Origin of the sequence: Methylobacterium mesophilicum (assembly GCF_036441335.1) — a bacterium.
Classification (GTDB): domain Bacteria; phylum Pseudomonadota; class Alphaproteobacteria; order Rhizobiales; family Beijerinckiaceae; genus Methylobacterium; species Methylobacterium mesophilicum_B.
Genome location: NZ_MLBW01000026.1, coordinates 262,577 through 286,562, shown reverse-complemented (window position 1 = coordinate 286,562; position 23,986 = coordinate 262,577). Strand labels below are relative to the sequence as shown.

General features: G+C 69.4%; 24 protein-coding genes, 1 tRNA gene and 1 pseudogene. 11 read left to right on the top strand and 15 right to left on the bottom strand.

The features are described from left to right. Window positions 1-335: 335 nt before the first annotated feature. The 3 genes from MMR14E_RS17465 (at window position 336) to MMR14E_RS17455 (ending at window position 2,332) form a co-directional block, all read left to right on the top strand. Window positions 336-587: an efflux RND transporter permease subunit gene (locus MMR14E_RS17465; protein ID WP_331315974.1), complete on the top strand. Its 252-nt coding sequence runs from the start codon at window positions 336-338 to the stop codon at window positions 585-587. 120 nt (window positions 588-707) lie between these two features. Continuing rightward, entirely contained in the window at window positions 708-1,643 is a 936-nt protein-coding gene (locus MMR14E_RS17460; protein WP_331315972.1) for a site-specific integrase, read from the top strand. Window positions 1,644-1,912: 269 nt separating this feature from the next. After that, window positions 1,913-2,332 carry a RidA family protein gene (locus tag MMR14E_RS17455; RefSeq protein ID WP_331315989.1) on the top strand — a complete coding sequence of 140 codons (420 nt, stop codon included), beginning with the start codon at window positions 1,913-1,915 and terminating at the stop codon, window positions 2,330-2,332. Between the two features lie 89 nt (window positions 2,333-2,421). Here MMR14E_RS17455 and urtA read toward each other — a convergent pair whose 3' ends face one another. The 9 genes from urtA to MMR14E_RS17410 all read right to left on the bottom strand — a co-directional run bounded on the left by urtA (window position 2,422) and on the right by MMR14E_RS17410 (window position 10,363). After that, on the bottom strand, window positions 2,422-3,537 hold the full coding sequence (urtA, locus tag MMR14E_RS17450) for an urea ABC transporter substrate-binding protein (protein ID WP_331315988.1): 1,116 nt from the start codon (window positions 3,535-3,537) through the stop codon (window positions 2,422-2,424). Further along, on the bottom strand, window positions 3,528-4,418 hold the full coding sequence (locus MMR14E_RS17445) for an urease accessory protein UreD (RefSeq protein WP_331315970.1): 891 nt from the start codon (window positions 4,416-4,418) through the stop codon (window positions 3,528-3,530). The genes urtA and MMR14E_RS17445 overlap by 10 nt, the downstream gene beginning before the upstream one ends. A 2-nt stretch (window positions 4,419-4,420) precedes the next feature. Then, the gene (gene ureG, locus MMR14E_RS17440) at window positions 4,421-5,047 is read right to left on the bottom strand and encodes an urease accessory protein UreG (RefSeq protein WP_331315968.1); all 627 of its coding nucleotides are present in this window, start codon (window positions 5,045-5,047) and stop codon (window positions 4,421-4,423) included. Between the two features lie 43 nt (window positions 5,048-5,090). Further along, window positions 5,091-6,803, bottom strand: coding sequence for an urease subunit alpha (ureC, locus tag MMR14E_RS17435; protein WP_331315967.1), 1,713 nt, complete (start codon window positions 6,801-6,803; stop codon window positions 5,091-5,093). Between the two features lie 10 nt (window positions 6,804-6,813). Then, on the bottom strand, window positions 6,814-7,509 hold the full coding sequence (locus tag MMR14E_RS17430; RefSeq protein WP_331289182.1) for an urease subunit beta: 696 nt from the start codon (window positions 7,507-7,509) through the stop codon (window positions 6,814-6,816). Between the two features lie 10 nt (window positions 7,510-7,519). Continuing rightward, complete coding sequence (locus MMR14E_RS17425; RefSeq protein WP_331315966.1) at window positions 7,520-8,203, bottom strand: urease accessory protein UreF; 684 nt, start codon at window positions 8,201-8,203, stop codon at window positions 7,520-7,522. Next, window positions 8,197-8,661 carry an urease accessory protein UreE gene (gene ureE / locus MMR14E_RS17420; protein ID WP_331315965.1) on the bottom strand — a complete coding sequence of 155 codons (465 nt, stop codon included), beginning with the start codon at window positions 8,659-8,661 and terminating at the stop codon, window positions 8,197-8,199. Before ureE ends, MMR14E_RS17425 begins: the two co-directional genes overlap by 7 nt. Before the next feature lie 165 nt (window positions 8,662-8,826). Beyond that, window positions 8,827-9,621, bottom strand: a complete 795-nt coding sequence (locus MMR14E_RS17415) for an ABC transporter (protein WP_331315963.1) — start codon at window positions 9,619-9,621, stop codon at window positions 8,827-8,829. A gap of 160 nt (window positions 9,622-9,781) precedes the next feature. Next, window positions 9,782-10,363, bottom strand: coding sequence for a DUF308 domain-containing protein (locus MMR14E_RS17410; RefSeq protein WP_331315962.1), 582 nt, complete (start codon window positions 10,361-10,363; stop codon window positions 9,782-9,784). 165 nt (window positions 10,364-10,528) lie between these two features. On the opposite strand from MMR14E_RS17410, the gene MMR14E_RS17405 reads away from it, so the two are divergent. After that, on the top strand, window positions 10,529-11,428 hold the full coding sequence (locus MMR14E_RS17405) for an AraC family transcriptional regulator (protein WP_331315961.1): 900 nt from the start codon (window positions 10,529-10,531) through the stop codon (window positions 11,426-11,428). A 51-nt stretch (window positions 11,429-11,479) separates the two neighbouring features. Here the strand turns inward: MMR14E_RS17405 and uraH are convergent, their stop codons facing one another. Further along, complete coding sequence (uraH, locus tag MMR14E_RS17400; RefSeq protein WP_331315960.1) at window positions 11,480-11,845, bottom strand: hydroxyisourate hydrolase; 366 nt, start codon at window positions 11,843-11,845, stop codon at window positions 11,480-11,482. A 274-nt stretch (window positions 11,846-12,119) separates the two neighbouring features. Here uraH and MMR14E_RS17395 point away from each other — a divergent pair, with 274 nt between their 5' ends. Together MMR14E_RS17395 and MMR14E_RS17390 are read left to right on the top strand one after the other, a co-directional pair. Beyond that, window positions 12,120-13,295, top strand: coding sequence for a urate hydroxylase PuuD (locus tag MMR14E_RS17395; RefSeq protein WP_331315986.1), 1,176 nt, complete (start codon window positions 12,120-12,122; stop codon window positions 13,293-13,295). Further along, window positions 13,257-13,333, top strand: a tRNA-Arg gene (locus tag MMR14E_RS17390). The genes MMR14E_RS17395 and MMR14E_RS17390 overlap by 39 nt, the downstream gene beginning before the upstream one ends. A 24-nt stretch (window positions 13,334-13,357) precedes the next feature. Here the strand turns inward: MMR14E_RS17390 and MMR14E_RS17385 are convergent. The 5 genes and pseudogenes from MMR14E_RS17385 to MMR14E_RS17365 all read right to left on the bottom strand — a co-directional run. Then, window positions 13,358-13,892: pseudogene (locus MMR14E_RS17385) on the bottom strand (transposase); the annotation flags it as partial. Between the two features lie 153 nt (window positions 13,893-14,045). Beyond that, window positions 14,046-14,897 carry a fumarylacetoacetate hydrolase family protein gene (locus MMR14E_RS17380; RefSeq protein ID WP_331315958.1) on the bottom strand — a complete coding sequence of 284 codons (852 nt, stop codon included), beginning with the start codon at window positions 14,895-14,897 and terminating at the stop codon, window positions 14,046-14,048. A 14-nt stretch (window positions 14,898-14,911) separates the two neighbouring features. Continuing rightward, complete coding sequence (locus MMR14E_RS17375; protein ID WP_331315956.1) at window positions 14,912-15,571, bottom strand: alpha/beta hydrolase; 660 nt, start codon at window positions 15,569-15,571, stop codon at window positions 14,912-14,914. Further along, window positions 15,568-16,962: an MFS transporter gene (locus MMR14E_RS17370; protein WP_331315954.1), complete on the bottom strand. Its 1,395-nt coding sequence runs from the start codon at window positions 16,960-16,962 to the stop codon at window positions 15,568-15,570. The genes MMR14E_RS17375 and MMR14E_RS17370 overlap by 4 nt, the downstream gene beginning before the upstream one ends. Before the next feature lie 80 nt (window positions 16,963-17,042). Beyond that, window positions 17,043-17,531, bottom strand: a complete 489-nt coding sequence (locus tag MMR14E_RS17365; protein WP_331315952.1) for a carboxymuconolactone decarboxylase family protein — start codon at window positions 17,529-17,531, stop codon at window positions 17,043-17,045. Window positions 17,532-17,740: 209 nt separating this feature from the next. Here MMR14E_RS17365 and MMR14E_RS17360 point away from each other — a divergent pair, with 209 nt between their 5' ends. From MMR14E_RS17360 to MMR14E_RS17340, 5 genes are all read left to right on the top strand, one after another. Further along, window positions 17,741-18,643: a LysR substrate-binding domain-containing protein gene (locus MMR14E_RS17360; RefSeq protein WP_331315950.1), complete on the top strand. Its 903-nt coding sequence runs from the start codon at window positions 17,741-17,743 to the stop codon at window positions 18,641-18,643. A gap of 74 nt (window positions 18,644-18,717) precedes the next feature. Then, complete coding sequence (locus MMR14E_RS17355; protein ID WP_331315949.1) at window positions 18,718-19,368, top strand: polysaccharide deacetylase family protein; 651 nt, start codon at window positions 18,718-18,720, stop codon at window positions 19,366-19,368. A gap of 201 nt (window positions 19,369-19,569) precedes the next feature. Beyond that, window positions 19,570-20,946, top strand: a complete 1,377-nt coding sequence (locus MMR14E_RS17350) for an MFS transporter (RefSeq protein WP_331315947.1) — start codon at window positions 19,570-19,572, stop codon at window positions 20,944-20,946. A 612-nt stretch (window positions 20,947-21,558) separates the two neighbouring features. After that, complete coding sequence (locus MMR14E_RS17345; RefSeq protein ID WP_331315984.1) at window positions 21,559-23,166, top strand: sigma 54-interacting transcriptional regulator; 1,608 nt, start codon at window positions 21,559-21,561, stop codon at window positions 23,164-23,166. A gap of 211 nt (window positions 23,167-23,377) precedes the next feature. Further along, on the top strand, window positions 23,378-23,929 hold the full coding sequence (locus tag MMR14E_RS17340) for an OsmC family protein (protein WP_331315946.1): 552 nt from the start codon (window positions 23,378-23,380) through the stop codon (window positions 23,927-23,929). The last annotated feature ends 57 nt before the right edge of the window (window positions 23,930-23,986 follow it).

Sequence of the window (23,986 nt, the reverse complement as noted above, 5' to 3'; positions counted from 1 at the left end):
CCCAGCGGCAGCAGATGATGGCGCGCCCGCAGCCGGCCCCGCACCCCGCGCCCCCACCGGCCGTCCGTCCGGGGCCGCCGCCGCCCCACGGCAATCCGCGTCCGGCCTGTCCCCCCGGACATCCCTGCCGCTAGGCGGCCGCGTTCTGCGGCGTCACGGTTCGATCAGGCCGAGCCTGAGGCAGGCGATGGTCGCCTGCATGCGGGTCGCCTGAGGCTCAACACCGGCGACGTCTTCGGCTTCGTGTCGCCGTTCGGCGTCTCGGTGATCGACGGTATCCCGATGCCGACCTACGACGACGAGGTGCACCGGCCGGCCTGCCGGTGCGGCAGGCGATGTACCACGCCGCCGGGCAGCGGATGCGCCCGGTGCTGATGACGGCGCTCGCGGCCTGCATCGGCCCGTTCCCCGCGGCCCTCTCGAACGGCATCGGCTCGCAGGTGCAGACGCCGCTGGCGACCGTGGTCGTCGGCGTAATGATTGTCGGACCGGTGATGCTGTTGCCGGTCGTCCCGGCCCTCCGCCCCGTGCTCCTGCCCGGGGATCCGGCGGAAGCGCGCCGCCCGTCGTGTCCCGCAGAGCCATGAGCGGGCGTCCTCACCGCCGGCAGCAGCAGCCATCGGCTCCGCGCGCATCGCCCAGCGTCTGATAACCCTTTCTTTTATCAGACGCTGGGTCACGCTCGGGCCGGATCGAGGGAGAGACGTATGACGCTGCCCGCCACGCTGGCTGCCCGCGCCCGCGCGTTCGCCGATGAGGCGCTCTCGGAGAATTCCCGCCGGGCCTACCGCGCCGACTGGCAGCACTACACGCAGTGGTGCCGCGGCCACGACCTCGCGCCCCTGCCCGCGGGTCCCGAGCAGGTGGCGAGCTACCTCACATCCATGGCCGAGACCCACAAGCGCGCGACGATCGAGCGTCGGCTCGTCACGATCGGTCAGGCCCACAAACTCCAGGGATTGCCGTGGATCCCGGCCCATCCGGCCGTGCGGGCGGCCCTGCGCGGGATGTTCCGGCGCTACGGCCGGCCGCGGAAGCAGGCCGCCGCGCTCGGCGTGCCCGAGACCATTCGAATCGTGTCAGTCTGCGAAGGCACGGTCGCTGCTCTCCGGGACCGCGCCCTGTTCCTGATGAGCTTCGCCGGCGCGTTCCGACGCTCCGAGGTCGCGCGGATCCGGTTCGAAGACCTCGCTTTCCGGGACGGGGCCGTCGACGTGTTCCTGCCGTATTCGAAAGGTGATCAGGACGGCGAGGGCACGATCGTGACCGTTCTCGCTGGCAGGACCCCCGCATCCTGTCCGGTCGCCGCGCTCCGGCGCTGGCTGCAGGCGGCCCCGGCCGACGGTTACGTCTTCCGGGCCGTCCGCGCGGACGGCACCGTGATGGACGACGGGCTGCATCCCGATTCCGTCGGTCGGATCGTTCAGAAGCGCGCGGCGGAGGCCGGCCTCGTCGCCGGACCGCGGGAGCGCATCTCCGCCCACGGGTTCCGCGCGGGCTTCATCACCGAGGCGTACAAGCGCGGTTCGCGCGATGAGGAGATCATGGCGCATTCCCGTCACCGGGATCTCAAGACCATGCGCGGCTACGTCCGCCGGGCCAAGCTCGCCGACGCGCATCCGGGCCGCAACCTCGGCCTCTAGCGCGAGCGGCGCGTCGGGCTCTCAGGAGGCCCGCGATCGCCTCCGCGACGCCGCGGCGTGCGTTTCCAGGAGCCGGATCAGCCGGATCACCGCCCGCCCCGCAGGCTGTCCGATCCGCGCGGGGCGGCTCAGATCCCGCCGCGGAATCCGGCACTATCCCCGGCCGGATCGTCACCCTACGGTCGCGGACCTGGATCACGGAGATCGGGCCGGTCGAGCCCGTCGGAAGGGAGATCGCGGTGCCGCAGCCCCACTCAGCCTCGTCAGCCATGCTGTTCCACATGGTCTCCGGAGGGCCGCAGCCGGTCGCCCCGTTCAGCCACGCGGTCGAGGTCGACGGTTTCGTCTTCGTCACCGGCCAGATGCCCGACACTCCGGACAGGCCCGGGATCCTGCCCGACGGGATCGAGGCGCAGACCCGCAACGTGATGGCCAATCTCGGAACGGTCCTGGCCGGCCTCGGCCTGGGCCTCGAGAACGTCGTCGTCGCGCGCGCGTTCCTGACGGAGTTCAAGCGCGACTACGCCGCCTTCAACGACACCTACAAGTCCTTCTTCCCGCCCGACCGGCTGCCGGCCCGGACCTGCGTGGGCACGACGGGGCTCGCCTACGACGCCCTGGTCGAGATCGACCTCATCGCCCATCGCGGCGGCGCGATTTCGTCGCCGTCGGACGCGCGCGAGGACTGAGCCGCGTCGCCCGTGCGGCGGACGATGGCCTGCGGGGATGCCGTTCGACCCGGCCTCCCCGCCCTCGCCGGATCACCCGGCCGCGGGCCTCACTGGTAGCCCTTCGGGAACGGGTCGGGCTTGATCAGCTCGGGGCTGGTGTAGACGATCTCGAACTGGCCGTCGGTCTTGGCCCGGCCGACCCGGGTCTTCGACCAGAGGTGATGGTTCTCGTCGATCTTCACGTAGCCCTCGGGCGCGCCCTTGAACTCCAGCCCCGGCGAGGCCGCCACCACCTTGTCGACGTCGAACGAGCCGGCCTTCTCGCAGGCCATCTTCCACAGGAACGGGCCGAGATAGGCGGCCTGCGTCACGTCGCCGATGACGGTCTTCTCGCCCCACATCTTCTTGAACGCGGCCACGAAGGCCTTGTTGTTCTCGTTCTGGATCGACTCGAAATACTTCATGCACGAGTAGGCCCCGGCGATGTTCTCGCCGCCGATGCCGTCGACCTCGTCCTCGGTGACCGACAGCGTCATCAGCACCTGCTTCGACAGGTCGATGCCCGCCGCCTTGAGCTGCTTGTAGAACGCCACGTTCGAGCCGCCCACGATCGTGGCGAAGATCACCTTCGGCTTGGTGAGCTTGATCTTGTTGATCACCGAGTTGAACTGCGTGTGGCCGAGGGGGAAGTATTCCTCGCCGACGACCTTGCCCTTGAGCACGGTCTCGATGTGCCTGCGGGCGATCTTGTTGGAGGTGCGCGGCCAGATGTAGTCCGAGCCGATGAAGTAGAAGCTGTCGCCGCCCTTCTCCTTGTGGACCCAGTCGAGGCCGGCGAGGATCTGCTGGGTTGCCTCCTGGCCGGTGTAGAAGACGTTCTTCGACTGCTCCAGGCCCTCGTAGAAGGTCGGGTAGTACAGGAGGCCGTTATACTGCTCGAACACCGGCAGCACCGCCTTGCGCGACGCCGAGGTGAAGCAGCCGAACACGGCGGCGCAGTGGTCGTTGACCAGCAGCTTCTTGGCCTTCTCGGCGAAGGTCGGCCAGTCGGAGGCGCCGTCCTCCTGGATGACCTTGATCTTGCGGCCGAGCACGCCGCCGGCGTCGTTGATCTGCTGGATCGCGAGCTTCTCGCCCTGGCTCGGCCCGGTCTCGGAGATCGCCATGGTGCCTGTGATCGAGTGCAGGATCCCGACCGTCACCTCGCTGTCGGTCACCGCCAGCCCGCCGGCCTCGGCGGCCGCCGGCCGCGCTCTACACGGACGGGACCGGCTATGCGAAGTGGAGCCTGGGCCTGCACGGGACCGGCTTCAGCCTCGGGGGGTACAGCTTCCGGCCCCGCCGCCAGGGTCCCGCCGTCGGGCGCGAGGAGCCGGAGGCCGAGTCCGGCCGCGTTCGGCAGCGGGCTGAGCCCGGCCCGACAGCCGGTGCGGTCGGCCGCGGCCTGGACGTCCCCGGGATCCGGCAGGGACGGGGCCGGACCGAGGATGACGAGGGCGCCGTAGGCCCGCCACGGGCCGAGCGGCGAGGCCGGATCCTGGAACGCGGCGCCGGCGATCCGGGCCCGCTCGCGGACCAGGACGGCCCCCGCCGCCGTCTCGATGCCGAGGGCGAGCTCGACCAGCTCGAAGGGCCTGTCGCGGCCTTCCGGGTCGTGGCAGGCGATGCTCTCGGACACGACGGCCCGGGCCCCGGGCTCGAGCGTGATCCGGGTCGAGGCGGAGAGGGCAGCGCCGGGGAACAGGATCAGGGGGTCGGGCACGCAGTGCAGGAAGGCGTCCGCGCCGACGCGGATCCGCGTGTCCTGGCGGGCCGGCTGGTCGGCGCTGCGATGGACGACCGTCGCGGCCTGGGTTGTGACGTGCGCCGCCGAGCCCGGGCCCATCGCGATGTCGAGGCCGAGACGGTCGCCGCGGTAGAGGCCGCCGGAGGCCGATTGCAGGTACAGGGTGATCAGCTCCGGCCGCTGCGGATACAGGCGGAACGGCTTCGTGATGTGGAACGGGTACGGCACGTGCTGATCGGCGAGCACGCTGGTCCCGCCGCCGCGCACGAAGCCGAGGCGGGCCGTCGCGCGGCGGCCGGTCTGGATGTCGGGGGGCACGGCTAGGGCGTGAACAGCACGGCCCGGCCGATGGCGTCCGCCACCCGGTCGATGCCGAGGCCCGCGCGGGCGTTCGTGGCGATGACCGGCTTGCCGCCCCGGACCCGCGCGGCCTCCGCCAGCATCCCGTCGAGGTCGACGCCGACATGCGGCGCGAGGTCGATCTTGTTGATCACGAGGAGGTCGCAGCGCAGCACGCCCGGGCCGCGCTTGCGCGGGATGTCGTCGCCGCCGGCCACGTCGATCACGAAGATCCACCAGTCGACGAGGTCGAGGGAGAAGGTCGAGGCGAGGTTGTCGCCGCCGGATTCGAAGACGAGCAGCTGCAGGCCCGGGAAGCGCGCCTCCAGCGCGTCGCCCGCGGCGATGTTGAGGGTCGGATCCTCCCGGATCACCGTGTGCGGGCAGGCCCCGGCCTCCACCGCCTCGACGCGGCTCGGATCGATCAGCCCGGAGCGGCGGAGCCGCTCGGCGTCCTCCTTGGTGACGAGATCGTTCGTGATCACCGCGAGATCGACGCCCCGCGCCTGCAGCACGGGGATCAGCCGCTCGATCAGCGCGGTCTTGCCGGATCCGACCGGGCCGCCGATCCCGATCCGGGCGGCGTTCGCGGGAGTCACGTCGGTCATGCGGAGCTGGGCCGTGAGAGGGGGGGACGGGGTTCGGCGCCGCTCAGCGCAGCATGTAGCGCTGGGCGAGCGGCAGGGTCCGGGCCGGCTCGCAGGTGGCGAGTACGCCGTCGACGAAGACGTCGAAGGTCTGCGGGTCGACGCGGATCTCCGGGCAGGCGTCGTTCCAGAGCATGTCGGCCTTCGTCAGCGTGCGGGTCCCGCGGGCGGGCAGGAGCGCCTTGCGCAGGCCGAGCCGGCCGCCGAGATCGGCCTCGATCGCCAGGGGGTGGACGAAGCAGGCCGAGAGCGCCTGCTTGGCGCGCCCGAAGGCGCCCCATTGCGGGCGCATCAGCACCGGCTCGCAGGTCATCAGCGAGGCGGCGGAATCGCCCATCGCGCCCCAGGCGATGAAGCCGCCCTTGATCACGAGCTCCGGCTTGATCCCGAAGAAGGCCGGCCGCCAGATCACGATGTCGGCCATCTTGCCGGGCTCCAGCGAGCCGATATGGTCCTGGATGCCGAAGGTGCGCGCCGCGTTGATCGTGTACTTGGCGATGTAGCGCTTGATCCGGGCATTGTCGCCGAAGCCCGGCCTCTCCTCGGGAAGCGGCCCGCGCTGGTCCTTCATCTTCGAGGCGAGCTGCCAGGTCCGGCAGATGACCTCGTGGATCCGGCCCATGCCCTGGCTGTCGGAGCCGAGCATCGCGATGGCCCCGATGTCGTGGAGCACGTCCTCGGCCGCGATGGTCTGGGCGCGGATGCGGCTCTCCGCGAAGGCCACGTCCTCCGGCAGGGCCGGGTTGAGGTGGTGGCACACCATCGTCATGTCGAGGTGCTCGTCGAAGGTGTTGACCGTGTAGGGGTTGGTCGGGTTCGTCGACGACGGCAGGCAGTGCGGCAGCCCGGCGACCCGGATGATGTCCGGCGCGTGACCGCCCCCGGCCCCCTCCGTGTGGTACATGTGGATGGTGCGGCCGCCGATCGCCGCCAGCGTGTCCTCCACGAAGCCCGACTCGTTCAGCGTGTCGGTGTGGAGCTGGACCTGGAAGTCGTATTCGTCGGCGAAGCCCAGGCAGGCGTCGATCGCGGCCGGCATCGCGCCCCAGTCCTCGTGGATCTTGAGGCCGAGGACGCCGGTCTCGAGCTGCTCCTTCAGGGCAGCCGGCCGGTGGGTGTTGCCGCGCCCGAGGAAGCCGAAATTGACCGGCCAGGCCTCGGCGGCCTGGAGCATCCGGCCGGTGTTGAACGGCCCGCCGGAATCGATGCCGACCGTGATCGGCCCGAGCGAGCCGCCGAGCAGGGTGGTGACGCCGGACGCGATCGCGTGGTCCGGCAGGCCGGCGGAATCGAAGTGCACGTGCACGTCGATGGCCCCGGGCGTCGCGATCAGGCCCTCGCAGTCGCGCACCGTCGTCCCGGCCGACACGATCAGGCGCGGGTCGACGCCGTCCATGATCGCCGGGTTGCCGGCCTTGCCGAGCGCCACGATCCGCCCGTCCTTGATGCCGAGATCGCCCTTCTGGATGCCCAGGACGGGGTCGATCACCACGACGTTGCAGAGGAGGAAGTCGAGCGCCCCCTGCGCGGCGGTCACCCCGGGCACCATCCCGATCCCGTCGCGCAGGGTCTTGCCGCCGCCGTGCAGGCATTCGTCCCCATAGACGGCGTGGTCGTGCTCGACGACCGCCACCAGGGAGGTGTCGGCGAGCCGCACCCCGTCCCCGGTGGTCGGCCCGTAGAGGGCGGCGTAGTCGCGGCGCGGGATCGTCACCATGGCACTCTCCTCAGGCGCCCTTGAAGCCGCGGGCCTTCGCGCGGGCGAGGGCCGCCGCCCGCGCCGCGTCGTCGGGCAGCGTCCCCTGCGTCAGGTCGTTGAGCCCGGTCAGCTCCCGGGCGCCGCCGAAGCCGACCAGCGTCACGGTCTTGCGCTGGCCCGGCTCGAAGCGGACCGCCGTCCCGGCCGGGATGTCGAGGCGGTGTCCCAGGGCCGCCGCCCGGTCGAAGTCGAGCGCCCGGTTCACCTCGAAGAAGTGGTAGTGCGAGCCGATCTGGACCGGGCGGTCGCCGGTGTTGACGACGTCGAGGGTGACCCGTGGGCGGCCCGCGGCGAGCTCGATCGCGCCGTCGGCCGGCAGGATCGCGCCGGGCTCGAGGGTGTCGGCGGGGGCGCCCGCGCGGGCGCGGATCGGCTCGTGGACCGTGACGAGCTTGGTCCCGTCCGGGAAGACGCCCTCGACCTGCAGGATCGGCAGCATCGCGGCGATGCCCGGCATCACGTCTTCGGTCGACAGGATCGTGGAGCCCCAGCCGATGAGGTCGGCGACGCTGCGCCCGTCGCGCGCGCCCTCCAGGATCTCGTCGGTGATGAGGGCCACCGCCTCCGGGTGGTTGAGCCTGAGGCCGCGGGCCCGGCGCTTGCGGGCGAGCTCGGCCGCGGTGAAGATCGTGAGACGTTCGAGCTCGGTGGGCGTGAGCAGCATCGCGCGCTCCCTAATTGGCGAACAGGCGCAGGTCGGCGCGCGCGTGCCGCATCGCGGCGACCTCGATCAGCGGCGTGAAGCCCGTGAGCACGATCGCGCCGTCGGGGTCGTCCGTCACCGGCCGCTCGGCGATCTCCGCGACGAGCGGCAGCACCGCCCGGAGGGCCTGCTGGCCCTGGATGGCGCCGACCTGACCGAGCCGGACCGTGGCCGAGACCAGGCCGGAGACGATCTGGTAGCCGGCGATGGCCGCCGCCTCCGGCTCCGACAGGTCCAGAGCGCGCCACAGGGCGCCCTGCACCGTGGCGAGGTGCCCCAGCATGAGCCCGGACCGGATGGCGGCGCGGATATCCTCGGCACCGGGTGTCGCGAGCCGCGCGTGCGTGGTCAGCAGGGAGGCGCCGTTGCGCCGGCTCCCGGTGCGCATCGCCTCGACGAGCGTGGCCGCCTCCACGGCGGCGTCGATGCGGCCGAGCCGGACCGGATCGGGGCCGGCGCGGTGGGCGAGGATCAGGGCGACGCGGTCGCTCTCCGCCCAGCGGAAGCGCACGAGGGCCGTGAGCGTCCGCGTCAGGCTCTCCGTGTCGAAGGCCGGGTCGCCCGCGACGAGGCCCTCGATCCCGTTGGAGAAGGCGAAGCTGCCGCTCGGGAACGCGGCGTCGGCCTGCTGGAAGGACAGGAGCCGGCTCAGCACGGCGCCGCCTCGTCGAGGATCGTGTGGGTCACCTGCCGGTCGGTGACGAGGGCGCCGAGGCGGACGAGGTAGTCGTCGGCCGGCCCGTCCAGGGCCACGAGGAGCGCCCCGTCGGCGAAGCGCACCCGCCAGTGGAGGTTGCCGGCGTGGTAGCCGAGTTCGAGGGCGGCGGCCCGGCTGTCCGGGACGAGGCGGAGCCAGCGCTCGGTGCCGACCCGGGCGACGAGGGCGCGGTCCGCCTCCAGCGCCAGCACGGCCCCGTCGAAGAGCGGCTCGTCCCGCGGCAGGGCCAGGGCGACCTCCTCGCCGGACTGGGTGGTCGCGCGGATCCGCCGCCGGGCGACGTCTGTGCTCGACACGACGAGCACGTCCACCGCCCCGTGATGCGCGAGATGGTGCAGGCGATGCGCCATCTCGGCGTCCTGCCGGCTGCCCAGGATGCGATGAATGACGCGCATGTCGGCCGCTCTTCCCCCCGCTCGGATCCGTTCTCGGGAGCGCCTAGCAAGACCGAGTCCGTCGACGGTCCGGGCGCCGCGGCGCCCGCGGGTCGGGCGGGCCGGGCCGGCATCGTCGGGGCCGCGCGACGCTCGAGGACGGGCGCTCCGGCGAGCGTTCCCCGCTCAGCCCTGCAGCCGGCCGCCGCCGCGCACGACGAGGCACAGGCCGACACTCGCCGCTGTCAGGCCGAACATGACCACGTAGAGATGGTCGACGCGAAGACCGGCGGCCGGGTAGTAGGCCGACCGCATCCATTCCGCCACCTGCAGGGCCGGATTGAACTTGGCCCAGTAGTACAACCTCTCCGGCAGGTAGCTCGGCAGGAAGAGGACGCCGCTGGAGACGTACAGGACGATGCTGAACAGGGCGTAGCCGATCAGCCAACCGGGGAAGAAGCCGATGATCGCGACGTTGATCGTGCCGATCCCGATCCCGAGCGTGATCGCGGCGAGATAGCCGCACACCGCCGTCAGAGGGTCCGCCGGGATCGGGTTCGTGCCGAGCGCGACCAGCACGGCGCTCACGACCAGCAGCGCCAGGAAGCCGGTCACGATCTCGACGAGCACCCGGGAGAACACCAGATCGAACAGCCTGACCTGCGGGTAGTAGGTCAGGGGCCGGTTGGTGATCACCGACTTCATGACCTCGCGCGAGATGTACTGGAACACGAGCACGGGAACGGCGCCCGTCGCGAAGAACAAGGCCCTGTCGTCGCCGAGCGGCGCGGCGAGCTTCTGAACCGTGTAGATCGTGATCAGCGCGAAGACGTGGACGCACGGCCAGAGGACGACGACCCCGTAGCCCCACATCGACGCGCCGAAGCGGGTGCGCATGTCGCGCAGGATCAGCGCGTGCAGGACGTGCAGGTAGGCCTCGATCGGACTCCTGCGCGGGTTCGCGCTCGCTCGCTCGCCCATGGAACATGGCCTCTGCTGGTCCGACGGCGGTCGGAGGGGATGACGGTGCGGATGTCCGAGGGCTCTCGCGGGGGCGACGGCAGTCCGACCGCCGTCCCTCGGCGCGGTGCCCCGACGGGCCGGGCCGATGATCGAGGCCGGATCCGCCCGGTCGCACCGCCTAGGCGGCGCGCGCCCGCGACGCGCCCCGCATGCGCGTGACCGTCAGCCAGACCGCGGAGACGAGGAAGTAGAAGGCGCCGAACGCCGCGTAGGGCGCGACATCCGCGATCCCGGGGACCGCGGCGCCGGCCGCCTGCCTGACGAAGAAGCCGCCGGCGAGCGCCGATTGCGCGCCGCTCAGGACCATGGCCCACTGGGCACCGGCGCTCCAGCGGCGCGCGCCGGTGAGGAGCTGGAACAGGCCCGAGAGGATGGCCCAGGCGCCGAACACCGCGAGCACCGCGTTCGGGCCCCGTCCGAGCGCGACCGCGACCGCGATCGCGGTCGCCGCGCTGATCGCCGCGTTGAGGGCCTGGCTGGGATTGTCCGCGAGGCCGCCGTTGCGCCGCGCGTCGGCCAGGTTGGCCAGCGCGTCCCAGGCTGGGTAGGCGACCAGGAGCGTCGCGGCGACCGCCGGCGTGCCTCGGCCGAAGGCGAGCGCGGCGCCCACCCAGGCGGCGGCGACGCCGGCCCGCACGCAGTAGTAGGCGCTCAGCCAGGGCAAGGCAGGACCGCGATCGCGCTGCGGGTCGGTTCTCATCGTCGGCTCCTTCGTGTACTGAGCGCGGCTCGACGGGCTAGATCTATTCGTGAACAAGGCAGATGGACACGATAGATGCCGATTAATAGCTTCGTAGATCCCGATGCGCCGAGTGAATACGCGCTTCAACGGGTCCACGTTTAGGATCGGGAGCCGGGGCCGGCCATGTCGGAAACGCTGGAAAACTTGACCGATCTTCCGGAGGGCGGACCGCGCGGCGCGGCCACCGGCGATCTGCTGTCACACGTGCTCGCCCAGATCCGCCTCACCGGGGACCGCGTCGAGACCCGGCCGGTCGCACCGGGCGGACGCCTGGATCTGGATGTCGGCGCAGGTCACGTCCTCGTGGTGGTCGCGGGCGCCCTCCGTCTCGACGGCGACGGCGAGCCGCTCGCGGTCGGCGCCGGCGACCTGCTGTTCCTGCCCCACGGCCTGGGCGCCGGGCGATTGGTCGCCGTCGAGGACGCGGAGGTCGTCGTCTGCCGGTTCCGGTTCGATCCCTACAGTCTCCGCAGCATGATCGCCCTCCTGCCGCGGCACATCTGCATCCGGCGCGCGGAAGGCGCCGGGTGGCTCGACGGCCTCGTGCATTTCCTGCTCGTCGAGACGACCGACGCCGAGCCCGGCGCGGCCCTGATGATCTCGCGCATCATCGACCTCGCGGTGATACGCACGCTGCGGACCTGGGTTCATCTCGGCCGGACGTCCGGGTGGCTCGCCGGCCTGGCCGATCCCCGCATCGCCCGCGCCCTCAAGGTCATGCACGAGAAGCCCCTGCAGCGCTGGAGCGTGGAGACCCTGTCGGACGTCGCCGGCATGTCGCGATCGAGCTTCTGCGAGCGGTTCAACGCGCTCGTCGGTCGCTCTCCCCTGCGCTACCAGAACGAGTGGCGCCTGAACCTCGCCCGGGACATGCTCGCGGCGGGCGACGGGCGCGTCGGCGAGATCGGTCTGCGCGTCGGGTACGAGTCGGAGGCGGCGTTCAGCCGGGCCTACAAGGCGCTGTTCGGCCATTCGCCCCGGGAGGCGGCCGGTCGCGCCGCCGGAGCGCGGCCGGAAGGCTGAGGTCCGGCGCTCCGGCAGGCTCCGCCTGGGCCGATGCCGGCCGATCCCGTGTCAGCTCCCGCGATAGGTGGCGTAGCTCCACGGGGTGATGAGCAGCGGGACGTGGTACTTGGCGTCCGGGTCCGAGACGCAGAAGCGCACCGGCACGCGGTCGAGGAACGGTCGCTCGGCGCCGGCGCCGGTCCCGGCGAAATAGGCGCCGACGGCGAAGACGAGTTCGTAGGTCCCCGGCGTCAGGGCGTCGCCCGCGAGCAGCGGGCCGTCGGTCCGCCCGTCGCCGTTGGTCGTGGCCGACGCGACGGTCTCCCCGGGACCGTCCCCGGTGCCGTCCCCGGCGAGGCGCCGGAGCTCGACCGTGACCCCGGCCGCCGGCTTGCCCGCGGCCGTGTCGAGGACGTGTGTCGAAAGATGGCCCATCGGCGTCCTCCCGGACGGAGAGGCCCGCGCCTGCCGCCCGCTGCGGGCGAAGGTCCGTCGGGCTGAAGGAGACGGGGAAGAGGAGCACGCGGCAGGGGCTCGGACAACCCGGAAAGCGCCCGGCATCTTCCGAACGATTTTGAAGGTCCTTGGTGACGGGGCGGGTCGCGGCCGGCCCCGGTTCCGGGCACACCCGGGGCAGCGGCTCGGGCCGAACCACGAGCCGCGATCGAGGCCGAACCCGGCCCCCGACAGATCGCGGAGGATCCGTCCCATGTATCCGATCCTGCACGAGTGGGGCGGGTTCCTCATTCGATGGACCCACGTCGTCGCCGCGATCGCCTGGATCGGCGCGTCGTTCTACTTCATGCATCTCGACGCCAGCTTGCGCGCCAGTCCGGCAATCCCGACCGGCAAGGGCGGCGAGGCCTGGGAGGTGCACGGCGGCGGCTTCTACCAGGTGCGCAAGTATCTCGTCGCGCCCGACCGCATGCCGGAGCACCTGATCTGGCACAAATGGCAATCCTACGCGACCTGGCTGTCGGGCTTCTCGCTGCTGTGCTGGGTCTATTACGGTCAGGCCGACCTCTACCTGATCGATCCGGCGGTCCGCGCGATCACGCCGATGACCGGGGCGGCCATCGGCCTCGGCGCCCTCGCCCTCGGCTGGCTGATCTATGACGGGCTCAACCGCTCGCCCCTGGCCAACCGGCCGCCGCTGCTCGCGGCCGCCGTGTTCCTCACGGTCGTCGCCTTCGCGTACGGCTTCCAGCAGGTCTTCTCCGGCCGCGCCGCGATGCTGCACACCGGCGCGGTGATCGCGACCTGGATGACCGGCAACGTCTTCTTCGTCATCATGCCCAACCAGCGCAAGGCGATCGCCGAGCTGGTCGCGGGCCGGCTCCCGAACCCCGCCTGGGGCAAGCAGGCGAAGAACCGCTCGTCCCACAACAACTACCTGACGCTGCCGGTGCTGTTCTTCATGCTGTCCGGCCACTACCCGATGGCGTGGTCCTCGCCCTACAGCTGGAGCATCGTCGGCCTCGTGGTGATCGCGGGCGGCGTGGTCCGGCACTACTTCAACGTGCGCAACGCCGGTGGGGGCGACCGCTGGTGGACTTGGGGCGTCGCGACGGCCTGCTTGGCGGCGGCGGTGGCGATCAGCGTCGCCTCGTCGCCGGGCGCCCGCGAGCGGATCGGCCTCTCGGCCGCCGCCGAGGCGGCCCCGGCCTCGGCCCCGGCGATCANCGGCGCGCAACCCCGGCCCGCGGCCGGCGCGGGCGGCGTGTCCCGGGCATCGCCGCACGACACCCTCTCCGCGTCCCCGGCCCGACCGGGGATGCCGGGCCGGTCCACGTCCCGCGCGCTTGACCCTCGGGCGAGCCCGTGGCTTCTGGGGCCGCCTGGTCCCGACTCCGTAGCTCAGCTGGATAGAGCAGCCGCCTTCTAAGCGGCAGGTCGTAGGTTCGAGCCCTACCGGGGTCGCCAGGTGTTTCAGCGGCTCGAAGCTCCCTAACGGGTGTGGCGCTTGACCTGGAGGCTGTTGCGGACTGCCGCGAAGTCGGCGGCCGTGCGAAGGAGCAGGACGCTGAAGGCGACGCGATGCAATCCGGCCGGAGTCCCGGGCAAGCGCTCGTAGTCGCGAGCCAGTCGGCGGAAACGGGCCATCCGGGCGAAGGCGCGCTCGACGACCCATCGGCGTGGCAGCAGCACGAAGCCGCGCTTGGCCTCGGGTGGCTTCACGACCTCCAGGGCGATGCCGTGATCGACGGAGGCGAGGTCCAGGCTGTCGCCGGTCGCCTCCTGCACGGCATCAGCCAAGGTGGCCACGGCGGCGCGGTCACCGGCATCGGCGGGCGTGACGTGCAGCGCCGGCACCTGACCGCGCGTATCGACGGCCGCGTGCGGTTTCGAGCCCCGGGTGCGCCTATGTCCGTCCCAGGCGGCGCGGGCCCCACTCTCGGGCGTCGAGCGCGGCGTCCGGCTGTCGAGCACCGCGGCCGAAGGGCCTTCGGCACGGCCCCGAGGCCGAGCGCAGCACGGCGCGGGCCGGCGCGAAGTTCTGCACCTGCCGCACACTGAAGCGGACCTACGGGCCAATGCTCGCGATCCTGCGGAATGCATGATCCGAGTGGGCCGCCGGCTCGGCCCGGATCGGATGGCGGGTCGCCCACTCGACCCTGACCCGGCCGACAGCGCCCTAGCCGTGATCGGCCCGCCGGATGCGCTGGCTCTGCTGCCCGAGGCCCTCTATCCCTAGCGAGACCGTGTCGCCCGGCTGCAACCAGACGGGCGTGGGCTTGATCCCCATGCCGACGCCCGGCGGCGTGCCCGTCGCGATGATGTCGCCGGGCAAGAGCGTCATGTATCGGCTGCAATAGGCGATGATCTCGCGAACGCCGAAAATCATCGTGCGCGTATTGCCCGTCTGACGGCGGGTTCCGTTCACGTCGAGCCACATGTCGAGCTGCTGCGGATCGTGGATCTCGTCCTTCGTCACGAGCCAGGGTCCGATCGGGCCGAACGTATCGCATCCCTTGCCCTTGTCCCATTGGCTGGACTGAAGCTGGAAGGCCCGCTCGGAGACGTCGTTCACGACGCAGTATCCGGCGACATGGTCGAGAGCCTGTTCCTCGGTGACGTACCGCGCCGTCGATCCGATCACGACGCCGAGCTCCACTTCCCAGTCGAGCTTCGTGGAGTCGCGGGGCTGGATCGTGTCATCGTTCGGCCCGCAGACGGCGCTCGGAGCCTTGAGGAAGATGATCGGCTCGCTCGGGATGGCCATGCCGGCCTCGGCCGCGTGGTCCGAGTAGTTGAGCCCGATGCAGATGAACTTCGAGAGGCCCGTGAACGGAACGCCGAGGCGGGGGCTTCCTTCTACCTGGGGCAGGCGCGTCGGATCCGTCTGCGTGATCCTGGCGAGACCGTCGGGGGTGAGTTCGGACGGGCCAAGATCGCGGCACACCGACGAGAGGTCGCGGAGGACGCCCGCAGCATCGACCAGAGCAGGCCGCTCGGACCCGACCTCACCGTAGCGACAGAGCTTCATCGATCATCTCCGGATCAGGGGCGATTCAGGTGGGCGGAAACCGGTCCAGCAGGTACCCCTTCAGCGAAGGAGCCGAGCCAGTCGCGGGCGAGGGTCACGTCGGCCGCCGTCAGGTCATGGCCGCAGGGTAGGACATGGTGGGCCGCCTCGGCGCCCTGCTCGGACAGGCGAAGCGTCAAATCAGCCCCGAGTTCCGGCGGCGCGATCGAATCCATCTCGCCCGAGACGACGACGGCGCGCCGCCCGACGAGGGCAGCGGGCGCGGTACCGGTCAGCGGTGGAACGGCGCGCAACAGCATCGCGCCCGTCAGAAGAGCGGGATGCAGAAGCATGAGTGCGGCCGCGATGTTGGCTCCGTTCGAGAAGCCGAGGGCAAGCGGGGGCCCGAAGCCGTAACGGTCGCGGGCGGCCGCGACGAAGGCCGCCAGCTCATCGGCTCGGCGGACGACCTCGGATGAATCGAAACGACCGTCCGGATGGCGGGCGAAGTGGCGCAGCTTGCCGCCTTCCGATACGGCCCCGCGGACAGCCAGCATCGGCGCGCCGGAGGCCGCTGCCTGAGCAAAGGGCACAAGCTCGTCTTCGTCACCTCCGGTGCCGTGCAGGAGGAGGAGGAGCGGCGACCCACCCCCTTCCGACGCATGCCAGCGGTGGGCCAAGCTATCGAGGCTCACCGGCCTGCCTCCGGCCCGAAAGCGAGCCCGGAGGTGGCGGGGTGGGGCGTGACTCGCGTGAACGGGCGGCGTGTCGCCAGGAGTAGCACCAAGATGCCCGTCAGCATCAGGCCCGTCATGAACCACAGGCCGGGCGTCAGGCTCCCCGTCGCGTTCCGGATCCAGCCGAGCAGGAAGGGGCTCACGAAGCCACCCGTGAGGCCAAGGCAATTGATCAGCGCGAGCCCGCCCGCGGCCGAACGCTCGGGAAGATAGGCCATCGGGATGCCGTAGAAGATCGGCATCGCGCCGAAGAGCGTCGCGGTCGCGACAGAGAGCAGTGCCAGGACCACTGGAAGGTTCGCGCCGGCGAGGGACGCCCCGACCAGCGCGCAGGCACCGACACCGACACAGACGGCGTAGTGCCACCGCCGCTCCTGCCGCCGGTCCGAGCGTCGGGACAGCCACACCATGCCGATGCCGCCGACCGCATAGGGGATTACGGACCATAGGCCGATCGCGGCGGCTCCCTGGACTCCGGCGGCCTGCATCATCACGGGCATCCAGAAGGTGATCGCGTAGAGCCCGCAGACGAGGGTGAAGTACGCCAGCGCGAGGACGTAGATCCGCGGGTCGCGGAACGCCGCACCGAATGCGTGACCGCCGGCAGCCAAGTTCGCGTCCCTGTCGATCTCCGCCAGTAGGCGCGTCTTCTCAGAAGGTGTCAGCCAGGGAGCATCCTGAGGCTTATCGACGAGGATCCGGAGTGCGACGAGCCCGAGAAGCACGGCCGGCATGCCCTCCAGAAGGAACATCCACTGCCAGCCCCTGAGCCCGAGGACGCCCTGCATGCCTTCGAGGATGAAGCCCGAAACGGGCGCGCCGATCACGCCGGCGAGCATGCTGCCGCTCAGGAAGATCGCGGTCATCTCCGCCCGGCGCCGGTTCGGATACCAGAGCGTCAGGTAGTACATCACCCCGGGAGCGAGGCCAGCCTCGAACGCGCCCAGGATCAGCCTCAGCGCGTAGAACGAATGGGGCCCGGTGATGAACATCGTCGCCGAGGAGGCGAGCCCCCACAGGATCAGGATGCGCGCCAGCGTCCGCCGGGCGCCGACGCGCTGAAGGACGGCATTGCTCGGGACTTCGCACAGAAAGTAGCTGACGAAGAACAGCCCGGCGGCGAGGCCGTAGACCGCGTCGTTGAAGCCCAGCTCCGCGCGCATGTGCAACTGCGCGTAGCCGATGTTCACCCGGTCGAGATAGGCAGCCACGTAGCACGCGAAGAGGAACGGCAGCAGCCGCCACTGCAGTTTTCGATAGAGTGCGGCGCCATCCACATCATCCGTCGCGAATGACTCGGCCGGCGGTCGGCCGAGCACGGGCGGATCACCTCCGGGCGTCACGTCCATATTTATGATCTCCCTATCCTGTTCCGGAACTTCCGTCCGGTTCGAGGGCGCGCCGGGCGCAAGCTCTCTCGCGCACGCCCTCAGAGGCGTGAGAACCAGTCCTCCAGTTCGATATTGAGGGGGAGGAGGATGCGAACGACGCAGTTGTACCAAGCCGTCGTCAGGACCAATTCCAGTCGCTCCTGCTCGTCCAGGAATCCGCACAATTCGGCCCAGAGGCCGTCATCGACACGGCCGGTCCGCGTCACGTCCCGGGCGAAGCGCATGACGGCGCGTTCGGAAGTGGTGAACTGGTCATCCGTCTCAAACTCCGCGAGCTGCTGCAGCTTGGCTCGGGGCAGCCCGGCCTTCACCGCCGAGTTCCAGTGATGCGCGACCTCGTAGTCAGCCCGCGTCTCGAGCCCGACGGTCAGGACGGCCAGTTCGCGAAGTTGCCGGTCGAGCAGAGTGCTCTGGCGCAGCGACATCGCCATCGCGAGGACCCCGTCACACAGGGCAGGCGCGTTCGCGACGGCGAGAAAGACGTTCTCGACCGGCTTTCCCCGCAGCGCTTCCAGGCGGTCGAACAAGCCCTGGTGATCTGGTCCGACGCTGTCCCGGCTCGCGTTCCCAATCCTCGGCACTTCGAGCTCCCAATCAGGGCGTTGCGCGGGGTGGCGGGCCATGAGGGAGGGGGCCGCCGGCCCGGCACCAGCACCGTATAGCGCGCCGGGTTGCATCGATATAATGATATCGATGCATTCAATTGATCGATGCCGTCGATCGAACGGGCAGACCGATGGAACTCCGTCACCTGCGTTACTTCGTGGCTCTGGCCGAGCACCTGAGCTTCACCCGGGCCGCGCGGCAGACGCACATCACCCAATCGACCCTGTCTCACCAGATCCGGCAACTGGAGGATCAGGTCGGGCAGCGCCTGTTCGACCGCGTCGGCAAGCGCGTGTTCCTCACTGAAGCCGGGCAGAACCTGCTGCCCCGTGTCCTGCGGGCCCTCGGCGAACTGGACGAGGGGCTTCGGGCGCTCTCCCCCCAGGATCAGGTCCTGACCGGTTGGCTCAGGATCGCCGCGACGCATACCTTCAACGTCAATCTCGTCCCCGCCTGCCTGACCGAGTTCCTCACCCGCAATCCCTCGATGCGCGTCGTCGTGGAGGAACTCGCCGCGAGCGTGATCGAGGAGCGGCTCCTGGCCGGTGCCCTCGATCTCGGTATCTCCTACAGGCCGGACCACCAGCAGGATCTCGCCTTCGAACCCCTCTATGACGAGCCTCTGGATCTCGTGCTGTCGCCTGACCACCGATGGGCAACCAGGAAATGGGTCCGGATGGCGGAACTCCACCATCAGCCGGTCGTGTTGCTCTCACCGGAATTCACCACGCGCAGGCTGCTGGATGAGTGCTTCCGGCAATGCGGTGCCGTCCCGCACGTCTTCGCGGAGATGAACACGATCGGTCCGATCCTCGGCCTCGTTCGGCGCATGAACATCGTCGCGATCCTGTCGAGACAGGCCGTCCCAGAGGATGGGACGCTTCTGTCGGTTCCTCTGGAAACGCCCACGCCTGTGCGGAGCCCCGGCGTGCTACTGCGCCGGAACGAAGTGCCGCCTCCGCACGTCGCATCCTTCCTGCACACGCTCCGTCGAGCCTGCGATAAGATTTCTCGCCCGCCACGTCAGTTGTAACGGGGATGTCCTCGCGGGGGCTCGCAAGTATGTCCACGACCGCTACGGCGAACGAGCCCGAATTGGAGTGAGATATGGCAGCCAAGCAGGTCACCCTTACCTTCGACAACGGCCCCACACCACATGTGACGGATCGGGTCCTGGAAATCCTCGACCAGGCCGGCATCAAGAGCACCTTCTTCGTGATCGGGCAGAGGCTCGACGACCCCGCTGCAGCCGATCTCATGCGGGCCGCGCATGCAGCGGGGCATTGGATCGGGAATCACACCTTCACACATTCGGTGGCGCTCGGGGACCGGACGGACCGGGACTACGCGCTCCGAGAGATCGAGGAGACGCAGCGAAGGATCGGTTCGCTGACGCGACCGGAGAAGCTCTTCCGCCCCTACGGGAACGACGGGCTGATCGGCCGGCATCTGCTGAGTCGAGCGGCGCTCGACCACCTCCTCGCCGAACGCTACACGACGGTCACCTGGAATAGCGTTCCCGGTGACTGGAAGGACGCGGACGGCTGGGTCGAAACCGCGATGGCCCAGGTGTGGGTGCAGGACTGGAGTGTCATGGTCATCCACGACATCGAGGCCGGATGCCTCGCCCGGCTGCCCGAGCTGATTCGACGTCTGACGGATCTTGGGGTGACCTTCGAGCAGACCATTCCGCGCTCGGTGATCCTCACCGAGGCCGGACGGCCCGTATCGATGTCTCCGGACTTCATCGCCGATTGATCGGCGCGCACCCTTAGGACACGCGACAGAGTTGCCGGCATCATCGATCGAAGGCATCGATCGAAACGATGCAAAGATATCATCGCGACACTGCAAAATCGCCTGCTATGCTTCTTCGCGAGACTTGGCTCGGTCGGGACGGCGCGAACTCCTCGAACACGGTAGCGCCGCTGAAGCCAAGCTCGCGACGGGGGATTCGGAATGGCCGATGCGTCCGCGACGCGCGTCGCTATCGAGCAGGTGTCTGAAAACGAGCGAGCCATGATCTATCGGAAGATCGGCTTTCGGCTGATCCCGGTGATTTTCCTCTGCTACGTCCTGAACTACATCGATCGTGTAAACGTCAGTTTCGCCAAGTTGACGTTCCAGAGCGACATCGGCCTGTCGGACGCGAGTTACGGCTTCGGCGTCGGCATCTTCTACGTTGGATATATTCTCTTCGAAGTGCCGAGCAATCTTCTCCTGGGCCGCATCGGCGCGCGGAAGACGCTGACGCGCATCATGTGCCTGTGGGGCCTCGTGTCCTGCTCCATGGCGTTCGTGACGACCCCGGCGACCTTCTACCTGGCTAGGATCCTCCTCGGTGCGGCCGAAGCTGGCTTCTTCCCGGGCATCGTCCTCTACCTCACATTCTGGTTTCCCCATCGCGTGCGTGGGCGGGTGATGTCGCTGTTCGTCCTCGCCATCGCGGTGTCGGGCATCGTAGGCGGACCAGCCTCCGGTTGGATCATCCAGAACCTCGCCGGGGCGGCCGGCTTCAAGGGCTGGCAATGGTTGTTCCTCGTCGAGGGAGCGCTGCCGGTACTCGCGGGGGTCGGCGCGTTCTTCGTGCTGAGGGACCGACCCGCGGATGCCGCTTGGCTGACGCCGCGGGAGAAGGCGATCGTGGCGGCCGATCTCTCGTCCGGGACCGCCGAACAGGGACATGCGCCCGCGAGAGCCTTCCTGTCGGCGCTGCGGAATCCGAAGCTGTGGATCGCGACCTTCGGATATTTCTCCATCACCTGGGCTGGGACCGTTCTGAACTTTTGGGCGCCGACGATCATTCAGCGATCGGGCGTGGCCGACGTGTTCAGCGTCGGACTCCTATCGGCGATCCCATATTCCGTGGGTGCCGTCGGCATGCTCCTGTTGTGCCGCAGTTCGGACCGACTGCTCGAGCGGCGCTGGCATTTCGCCCTGGCCGCCTTCCTGGCCGCGACGGCCGCCCTCGCCATCTCGATCGTCGCGCAGAACGTTGCGGCGGCCATCGCCTGCCTTGCCTTGCTCGCCATCGGTTATCTGTCGGCGACCGCCCTCTTCTGGACCATACCGGTGCGCTTCCTTTCCGAAGCCGAAGCCGTGGGAAGTCTGGCCTTCATCAGCAGCATGGGGCAGGTCGGAAGCCTGACGGCGCCGGTCGCGTTCGGATTTTTCGCGGGTCTGACCGGCGGTCTCGCCGTCTCGACGGGCCTCGTCGCTTTCGTCCTCGCCGCCGGCGGAATGGCTATTCTCTCCCTCCGCAACCCGCGTTTGGTCGAAGGGCCTTCGTCATCGAAGGCGATCAGCACGCGCAGCGATTTCGGCACGCGGTCGTGACATCGCTCTCATCGCGAGTGTCCGATTCCACAGCGGGCATACTCTGAGGCGGACGCGCCGCTCTCGGCCAGACTGCGTCATGCCGATCGTCGACGTGCGCAGAGCCGGACGTTCCGCTTCGCACCCGTCTCGGCCGTTCAATGGCGCTCGGCGACTTCTCCGGAGCAGACATCGGCTCAAACCCAACGGAACGCCTGCATCTCGTCACGTCCGGTCCTCCGCTTGGAGCCGACAGAATGGCCGCTCGGCACGCAACAGCTGCCGCTCGCGCGAAGATGGCTGCGTACGATGCGCCCGGCTCGATCAAAGCCGACCGTGAGGAGTGCGGGAGCCATGCCACATTCGCCTCCAATGAGCGACTTCAGCACAAGAGATGAAGAACGATCGATAACCGAATTCAGCAAGACATTATATTTTCAATATGGCGACGTTATTTGCGCACCAACCAGTCAATCGGGTGCAGATTTTTGGATTGCTGCCCCTTCGATGGCGCATTGAACGGCGCGCCTTCGATGCGCCATCATAGGGATGCGGCAAGGGTGCTGCGCCTCTCTGCTCGCACGGGCCTTGCAGGTTGTCGGCGGCAACCGGGTGATCGAGGTGCGTCGAGGGATGGAGGGGCGAGCGAGCAAGGCCGCGTCGGGCGCCCATTGGCGCACACAGGAGATGTTCCTCATCCAAGAGGTCATGAATCTGATCGGCAAGGGCATCCGCCTCGATCAGGTCGCCCGCGAGATGCTGCATCTCCTCTCGGAGATCGTCGGGCTCAACCGGGGACGCATCGTCCTGAAGGACCCCGACGGGGACGGTTACCACATCGCCCATTCCTACGGCCTGACCCGCGAGGAGGTCGCCCGGGGCCGCTACGCGCTTGGCGAAGGCATCACCGGGCGCGTTATCCAAGACGGCCATCTCATCATCGTACAGGACATCGACAAGGATCCGATCTTCCTCGCGCGCGCCGTCGAGCGGGCGAAATTGCCCCGGGGTGCGGTGTCGTTCTTGGTGCTCCCGATTCGGGTCGACCAGAAGACGGTCGGCGCTATCGCCTGTCACCGGATCCGCCATCGGGAGCGGGCGCTCTCCGACGATCTCGCCATCCTGCGCATCATCGCGACCATGGTCAGCCAGTTGCTGACCCTGAACGAGCGCGTGGAGCGGAAGACGCGCGCGCTCGAGGAGCACAACGACATGCTCGCGCGCGAGCTGCGCATCAAGCGAGCCCGGTACGGCATCATCGGCACCTCGCCGGCCCTGCTGCGCGCGCTCGTCCAGATCGAGAAAGTCGCGGATGCGACCGCGAGCGTGCTGCTGCTCGGCGAGTCCGGCTCTGGCAAGGAACTGTTCGCCCGGGCGCTCCACCTCGCGAGCCCACGTCGCGACCGGCCCTTCATCAAGGTGAACTGCGCGGCCATCCCCGACAGCCTGTTCGAATCCGAACTGTTCGGCCACGAGCGCGGCGCGTTCACTGGGGCGGTCGAGGCACGAGCCGGCTGGTTCGAGCAAGCGAGCGGCGGCACCATCTTCCTCGACGAGATCGGCGAGATGCCGGCGATCCTCCAGACCAAGCTGCTGCGCACCCTGCAAGAGGGGACGGTCGTGCGCCTCGGCGGGAAGCGCGAGATCCGCGTCGACATGCGCCTCGTGGCCGCGACGAACCGGGATCTCGCCACGGAAGTCGCCCACGGCCGCTTCCGGGAAGACCTGTTCTACCGGCTCAATGTCGTCCCGATCACCCTGCCGCCGCTGGCCGAGCGCCGGGGCGACATCCCGGATCTCGTGCTGCACTTCCTGACCCAGGCCAACCAAGCCAACCAGCGCAACGTCAACTTGACGCAGTCCGCCATCGCGCACCTCGCCCGCCAAGCTTGGCCGGGCAACATTCGCCAGCTCGCCAACTTCATCGAGCGGCTCGTCCTGCTCGCCAGCGAGGGCGTCCTCGACGTCGACGATCTGCGCCCCATGCTGGGAGGCGCGGCCGCAGGCAAGCCAGCCATGCCGAGTCCAGGGCTGTCACAGTTGGGCCTGCCTGGAAGAGGCGCTTCGATCCAAGCGGTCGGTACCGTCCGCCCGTATCTATCTGCCGACTCGCACGATCCCGAACAGCTGCGCGTGGCCCTCGCGCAGGCCGGGGGCAACAAGACTCGTGCAGCCCAGCGGCTCGGCCTGACTGAGCGACAGTTCTCCTATCGTTGGCGCAAGCTGCGGACGGAGCCGTGAACGGTTTCGACAAAGACCGACAATGTCGACAGATTGTCGACATTCGTAGCGGCAACAGAGACGCGAAGCGATCGTGAAATCGACGTAAACACTTGATAGGCATCGGGTTTCTAAAATAAACCTTCGCCGGCCTGCTCTGGCACCTGCCTTGCGCAACTGTCTTCGAGCCGAAACCGCCGATCGCGGGGTCGAGCCGGAAGAGGAGCAAGACATGAGCGCCAGCGCCGCCCCGAAGACCGTGACTACCTACCTGCGCCCGATCGACCGCGACGGCCTGATGCAGTTCGCCGAGAAGGGCCGCGGCAATCCCGGCTCGCGCGGCACCAACAAGGTGCACACCGTGGTCGACGGCCAGTACCGCACCCTCAGCTACGTCGGCGACCACGCGCCCGTCGTGGTCGACGAGCCGCTGCACCTGTTCGGCGAGAACACCGCGCCGGCCCCGGGGGAGATCGTACTCTCGGCGCTGGGCGGCTGCCTGGCGGTCGGCATCACCGCGGTGGCGACCTGGAAGCAGGTACGCCTCTCCCGCCTCGAGCTGCACCTCGAAGGCGACATCGGTAACCCGGCCGCCTGGGGCGCCGGCGGCGCGGAGAAGAAGCCGGAGGACATGGGCTTTCAGGAGATCCGGGTCGCCGTGACCATCGAGGGCGACGCGACCCGCGAGGAACTCGACGCGATCGTGCGCCACGCGAACCACTTCTCGCCCGTGGCCAACACCATGCGCAACCCGGTCCCCTTCAAGATCGGCCTGGCCGACTGAGGTCGGTGGCGGGACCCGGCGGCCCCGCCCCCTTTCCCCTTCCTGAGGAGATTGCAC

Bases quoted from the DNA above. Each gene is read 5' to 3' on its own strand.
- MMR14E_RS17340 (WP_331315946.1), top strand. From the start codon at position 23,378: ATGAGCGCCAGCGCCGCCCCGAAGACCGTGACTACCTACCTGCGCCCG.
- MMR14E_RS17460 (WP_331315972.1), top strand. From the start codon at position 708: ATGACGCTGCCCGCCACGCTGGCTGCCCGCGCCCGCGCGTTCGCCGAT.
- ureC (WP_331315967.1), bottom strand. From the start codon at position 6,803: ATGGTGACGATCCCGCGCCGCGACTACGCCGCCCTCTACGGGCCGACC.
- MMR14E_RS17355 (WP_331315949.1), top strand. From the start codon at position 18,718: ATGGCAGCCAAGCAGGTCACCCTTACCTTCGACAACGGCCCCACACCA.
- MMR14E_RS17405 (WP_331315961.1), top strand. From the start codon at position 10,529: ATGTCGGAAACGCTGGAAAACTTGACCGATCTTCCGGAGGGCGGACCG.
- ureE (WP_331315965.1), bottom strand. From the start codon at position 8,661: ATGCGCGTCATTCATCGCATCCTGGGCAGCCGGCAGGACGCCGAGATG.
- MMR14E_RS17455 (WP_331315989.1), top strand. From the start codon at position 1,913: ATGCTGTTCCACATGGTCTCCGGAGGGCCGCAGCCGGTCGCCCCGTTC.
- uraH (WP_331315960.1), bottom strand. From the start codon at position 11,845: ATGGGCCATCTTTCGACACACGTCCTCGACACGGCCGCGGGCAAGCCG.
- MMR14E_RS17430 (WP_331289182.1), bottom strand. From the start codon at position 7,509: ATGCTGCTCACGCCCACCGAGCTCGAACGTCTCACGATCTTCACCGCG.
- MMR14E_RS17350 (WP_331315947.1), top strand. From the start codon at position 19,570: ATGGCCGATGCGTCCGCGACGCGCGTCGCTATCGAGCAGGTGTCTGAA.
- MMR14E_RS17370 (WP_331315954.1), bottom strand. From the start codon at position 16,962: ATGGACGTGACGCCCGGAGGTGATCCGCCCGTGCTCGGCCGACCGCCG.
- MMR14E_RS17345 (WP_331315984.1), top strand. From the start codon at position 21,559: ATGGAGGGGCGAGCGAGCAAGGCCGCGTCGGGCGCCCATTGGCGCACA.
- MMR14E_RS17380 (WP_331315958.1), bottom strand. From the start codon at position 14,897: ATGAAGCTCTGTCGCTACGGTGAGGTCGGGTCCGAGCGGCCTGCTCTG.
- ureG (WP_331315968.1), bottom strand. From the start codon at position 5,047: ATGACCGACGTGACTCCCGCGAACGCCGCCCGGATCGGGATCGGCGGC.
- MMR14E_RS17410 (WP_331315962.1), bottom strand. From the start codon at position 10,363: ATGAGAACCGACCCGCAGCGCGATCGCGGTCCTGCCTTGCCCTGGCTG.
- MMR14E_RS17360 (WP_331315950.1), top strand. From the start codon at position 17,741: ATGGAACTCCGTCACCTGCGTTACTTCGTGGCTCTGGCCGAGCACCTG.
- MMR14E_RS17415 (WP_331315963.1), bottom strand. From the start codon at position 9,621: ATGGGCGAGCGAGCGAGCGCGAACCCGCGCAGGAGTCCGATCGAGGCC.
- MMR14E_RS17465 (WP_331315974.1), top strand. From the start codon at position 336: ATGTACCACGCCGCCGGGCAGCGGATGCGCCCGGTGCTGATGACGGCG.